Source organism: Streptomyces sp. SID3212, assembly GCF_009865405.1.
Lineage (GTDB): Bacteria > Actinomycetota > Actinomycetes > Streptomycetales > Streptomycetaceae > Streptomyces.
Map to the genome: position 1 here is coordinate 1 of NZ_WWJY01000051.1, position 4870 is coordinate 4870.

The following is a 4870-nucleotide window of genomic DNA, read 5'->3' on the forward strand; positions in this document are numbered from 1 at the left end:
GGTCCGCGGGTCCGCGGGTCCGCGGGTCCGCGGGTCCGTAGGGCTTTGTCCGTGGGTCTTGGTCCGTGGGTCTTGGTTCAGGGCGCGTCACGGAGCGGCGCGGCGCAGATCCTCCAGGGTGGCGGCCTTGCCCGGCAGTACGGACCGGGCCGGGGCGGCCAGTCCGTCCAGGAAGAGCTGGAGATGCCGGTGGGTGAACCGGTCCATTTCTACGCAGCCGGTACCGGGCAACGGGCGGGTGAGCTGGGACAACGCGACCATCAGATCGCCCACGGCGACGTCGGTGCGCAGCTGTCCGGTCCTTCTGGCCCTCTCCATCAGCCCTTCCACGGCGCCTTCGAGGCGCTCGCGCTGGGCGTCCAGTTCAGGGCGGTCCCGGTCGAACGTACCGGAGAGCATGGGGCACAGGGCCCCGATCCGTTCGTCGGCGGCCGCGTGCACGAAGCGGCGCAGCGCGGCGAACGGGTCGTCCTCCTCGATCGCGGCCCGCTCCGCCTGTTCGGCGGTACGGGCCATCACGGAGAGCACGACGTCGTTGACGAGGGAGCGCCGGTCGGGGAAGTGCCGGTACAGCGTGGCGTTCCCGATGCCTGCGCGGCGGGCGATCTCGTCGAACGCGGCCTCGGGGCCGAACTCCACGAACATCTCACGGGCGGCGTGCACGATCCGCTCCCGGTTGCGCAGCGCGTCGGCGCGCGGCCGGGGAATGCGGCGCACGCGTGGTTCCGCGGCGGTGGTGGTCACGTCCGGCCCTCCCTCGGTCGTTCGTCGGTCGATCTGAGCCCCCGCTGAGCGGGGGCCGCGGCTCCTCGGTAAGCGGGGATCGCCTCCCCGTTTCCCTGGAACACACGTGCAAACGGGGAGAGGGTCCCCGCTTATTTCACCTTCCCCGCGTGACCTGGGTCACATGAAGAACGATCATGCGCGAAGCACACACAAACCAGGAAAAAACCCACGATCGGCGCACCCAGCGAGCGCCGACACGCCGACCGACGGAGGGTGATCGAACAGGCAGGTGAGCGAGCAGGCAGCGGTATCGAACAGGCAGCGGTCACGACCGGCCCGCCGCCGCGGACCCGGAGGCGACCGCATGCAGCAGACGCGTCGGATACGCAGGGGCGGAGGGGGAGGCGGAGGCAGAGACGGGGGCGGAGGCGTAGGCGGGGGCAGAGGGAACGGCGGAGGGAACGGCAGAGGCGACGGGCGCCCGGGCCCGTACCGCGGCCGTCACCGCAGGCCCGGCCGGCTCAGCGCGCTCGCGGGCCTCGCCGCACTCACCCTCGCCGCGCTCACCACGGCGAGCGCGACCCTCCAGGCCCCGTCCCGGGCCAGCGCGGGTCCGACGGCCACCGGCCAGGACTCGGCCCTCGGCCCGTGCCGTATCGCCTCCGGCTCCACCGTGCAGATGTCCGAGGGCGTGCCCACCCCGCCCGGCTACTCCCCCTCCACCGGCACGGTCCGCGCCCTGAACCTGATGATCGACTTCCCCGACGCGCCGGGCCCGGGGGACGCGCTGGGGCGGCTCGGGGAGTTCTTCCCGCAGACGTCAGAGTGGTTCAGGACAAGCTCGTACGGGCGGCTCGACTACCGTCCCGAGGCCCCGGTGACCAGTTGGCTGCGCATGCCGCAGGACTTCACGGCGTACGGGATAGTCCGCGGGTCACCGTACGAGCCGGGCTACCGGAAGCTCGTCGAGGACCTCGTACGGACAGCGGACCCGAAGGTCGACTTCAGCGAGTACGACCTGATCAACGTCCTGGTCACGCCCAACGCGGGCCCCTCGGCGCTGGACACGGTCCTGTCCGTCACCTTCTCGGGGAACGGGGACGCGCCCCACGCGGACGGCGTGCCGCTGGCCAACACGTCGTTCGTCTACAGCCGCCAGGACGACGGCTCGGGGTCGTACGCGGAGACGGGTTACCGGGTGCTGCCCCACGAGAACGGCCATGTCTTCGGCCTGCCCGACCTGTACACGCCGCAGGGCGGGGGCACGGTCGGGCACTGGGACATCATGTCGGAGGACTGGGGGGCCAACAACGACCTGCTGGGCTGGCACAAATGGAAGCTCGGCTGGCTGGACGACTCACAGATCAGCTGCGCCTCCACGGAGGGGAGCAGTGAGCACGTGCTGGGCCCGCTGGCGACGGCGGGGGGCCCGAAGCTGACGTTCGTACCGATATCCGAGGACGCGGGGTACGCGGTGGAGGTACGCACCCGGGCCGGCAACGACGAGGCCGTGTGCCGGCCGGGGGTGCTGATCTACCGGGTGGACTCGGGGGTGGACACGGGACGCGGGCCGGTGACGGTCGCGGACAGCGCGAAGACGAGCGGGGGCTGCACGCGGCGGCCGAACGTGCACGCGGAGCTGTCTGACGCGCCGTACCGCCCGGGCGAGTCGTTCGTGGACCGGGCGAACGGGATCCGGATCGCGGTGGTGGGGGAGAAGGGGAGCGAGTTCAAGGTGAAGGTGACGCGCTCATAGGCAGGCAGGGCCCCTCAAGCTCCCCCGTCCCCTCCTCCTCCCTCTCCTCCTCCCCCTCCCTCGTACCGGCTGACACAGCCGTCCCGGACCGTGGCCCGGACACCGGTCAGGAACCACCCACCGCCACGCTCCGGGAAGGCGGCGCGGCCGGCCTCCGGATCGCCCCAGTACCCGCGCGCGAGCGACTGCCCGCGCAGCCACAGCTCCCCCACTTCGCCGTCGGGGAGGGCTTCGCCGCGGGGCCCGGTGACGCGGACTTCGGTGACGGGGGTGGGCAGCCCGTCGAAGAGCACGGCGCCAGAGGTCTCGGCGACGGTCGACCCACCCCGGCCCGCGCCCCTCTCCCCCTCCCCCACCCGGAGCGAGCCACCGAGGGCCATGGCGCGATAGACATCGGCAAAGGAGGCGGGGTGGAAGAAGGGGTACGTGAGGTTCGTGACGGGCACGGCCCCGAACCCGGGAATCGGCCCGCGTCCCGGTCCTCGTCCTCCCCGCCCAAGATCGGAGACGGCAGCGAAGAAGCGCGCGTTCATCACGGCCCCGGCCTGCGCAAGGTGGGTGGCAACGGCACCGAGGGGCCGACGGCCCGAACTCCCGCCACCCATATAGAAGATGGTGGAGCAGTCCTCCGGGCGCACGTCGAGCCCGGGAGGAGCGAGAGCAGGATCGGCGCCCTCCGGCTCCCCCTCCAGGAGAACCACCGGCGCCGCCGCGGCATGGGCCCAACCCTCAACGCGCGACAGCCGGGCACGATCGACGAACAACAACCGAGGGGTGCAGTCGTCGAGCACGGATGCGACCGCCTCTTCCCCCCAAGAGGGGTCAACGGGAACAGCCACCAACCCGGCCAACTGAACGCCCCAGAAGGCAACCTGCCACTCGATCCGATCGCTCATGGCAATGCACACACGATCACCGGGCCGCAGCCCGAATTCCCCACCCACAAGGCGCACGGCCAAAGCGGAAGAGGCGGCGAAGAACTCCCCGTAACTGAAGCTCCGCTCACCGATCAAAAGAAACGGCCGGTCCCCGAAGGCCCACGTGGTCTCCACAAACTCGACCAGGGTCCGGGGCCCACTCGCATAAACGAGCCCCCCGCTCTCCCCCCGTACCACCCCGAAGGGCGCCCCAGGCGCAGTCAACGCAGCCACAACCCGCCCAAGATCCCCCACACCACCGGACGCTATGCGCCCCCACCCCCAAGGTCAACAACAGGACTCCGCCCATCAAGGCGACCGGCGTATCCGCCGTCCGAATTCCGGCCTTCCCCACCCAACCCCGAGAACTTTCCCCACCCAGCCCCGAGAACCTTCCCGCACCCAGCCCCGAATCAGGGACGCTTCAGGCCCCACGCCTGGAGGACATAGGGCCGCCCCTTCTCCTCGCCCGTGATCGGCGGTACATCGAGCAGTTCGAAGCCCGTTCTGGTGGCCACGGACACGCTGGGAGCGTTCTCGGCCTCCACTTCCAGTACGACCTGCTCAACGCCCAACTGCTCGAAGGCGTACGCGGCCATGACACGCACCGCCCGAGCCGCCAGCCCTTGTCCACGGTGCGCAGGACCGACCGCGTACCCAAGCTCCGCCGCACCCCCGGCGGCACGCCGAAGCATCACTTCGCCCAGCGGCGCACCGCCGTCGACGGTGATGGCGAGGAGGATGGTCGTACCCTCCTTCCGCATCTGCCGATCCCGCTCCAGCCGCGCACGGGCCGCCGCCTCGTCGAAGGGCGAGACGATCGGCGTCCAATAGGCGACGTCGGGATGGTCGAACAGTTCCGGCATGGCGACCAAATCCCCCTCCACCCAGTCACGGAGAACAACCCCCTCCCCCGAAAGCTCGATCCGCTCGGGCAGCGACGACGTGGTGACACTCACGATGGGAACCTCTCCGGCCTGGTCAGATCGAGGCAGACTACCCAGAACAGACATACGTTCCCACCACGTTCCCCGAACCCCCGCCGAAGGAACGCGTCACGCCGCACGCAGGGACCGGACACGGCCCTGTCGAAGCCCCGTTCCACGGCCGCGTGGCGGACCAGGACGACGACCTCACCCAGCCCGCACCCCCGTGCCGCGCCCCGGAAAGTCAACACATCAGCCCGCAGCCCCCGCCCACCGCTCCTCTCCGGGGCGTCGCCCGGGACGGGCATCCGCTACGCTGTTTCCAGCGGGCTTGGCCGCCTTGCCTGAGGATTCATTTGTACAAATTCCTCCGAGGCTCACCCCAAGCCCCCCGCCTTCGTAGCTCAGGGGATAGAGCACCGCTCTCCTAAAGCGGGTGTCGCAGGTTCGAATCCTGCCGGGGGCACCAGCCAAGGCCCCGGACCGATCATGGTCCGGGGCCTTTGGCGTTTCCTTCTGTGGGGGCAGCATGGGGGTGGTGGTTT

4 protein-coding genes and 1 tRNA gene are annotated in these 4870 nt (G+C 70.5%); 2 read left to right on the plus strand and 3 right to left on the minus strand.

Annotated features, from left to right (window positions below):
• Nucleotides 1-87: 87 nt before the first annotated feature.
• Nucleotides 88-744, minus strand: coding sequence for a TetR/AcrR family transcriptional regulator (locus GT042_RS02025; protein WP_161306969.1), 657 nt, complete (start codon nucleotides 742-744; stop codon nucleotides 88-90).
• A 346-nt stretch (nucleotides 745-1090) separates the two neighbouring features.
• On the opposite strand from GT042_RS02025, the gene GT042_RS02030 reads away from it, so the two are divergent.
• Nucleotides 1091-2482 carry a M6 family metalloprotease domain-containing protein gene (locus GT042_RS02030; protein ID WP_161306970.1) on the plus strand — a complete coding sequence of 464 codons (1392 nt, stop codon included), beginning with the start codon at nucleotides 1091-1093 and terminating at the stop codon, nucleotides 2480-2482.
• A 14-nt stretch (nucleotides 2483-2496) separates the two neighbouring features.
• Here the strand turns inward: GT042_RS02030 and GT042_RS02035 are convergent, their stop codons facing one another.
• On the minus strand, nucleotides 2497-3534 hold the full coding sequence (locus tag GT042_RS02035) for an AMP-binding protein (RefSeq protein WP_345943647.1): 1038 nt from the start codon (nucleotides 3532-3534) through the stop codon (nucleotides 2497-2499).
• A 278-nt stretch (nucleotides 3535-3812) separates the two neighbouring features.
• Nucleotides 3813-4358, minus strand: coding sequence for a GNAT family N-acetyltransferase (locus GT042_RS02040; RefSeq protein ID WP_345943648.1), 546 nt, complete (start codon nucleotides 4356-4358; stop codon nucleotides 3813-3815).
• A 360-nt stretch (nucleotides 4359-4718) separates the two neighbouring features.
• Between GT042_RS02040 and GT042_RS02045 the strand changes: the two genes are divergently transcribed.
• Nucleotides 4719-4794: transfer RNA gene (locus GT042_RS02045), tRNA-Arg, on the plus strand.
• Nucleotides 4795-4870: the final 76 nt, after the last annotated feature.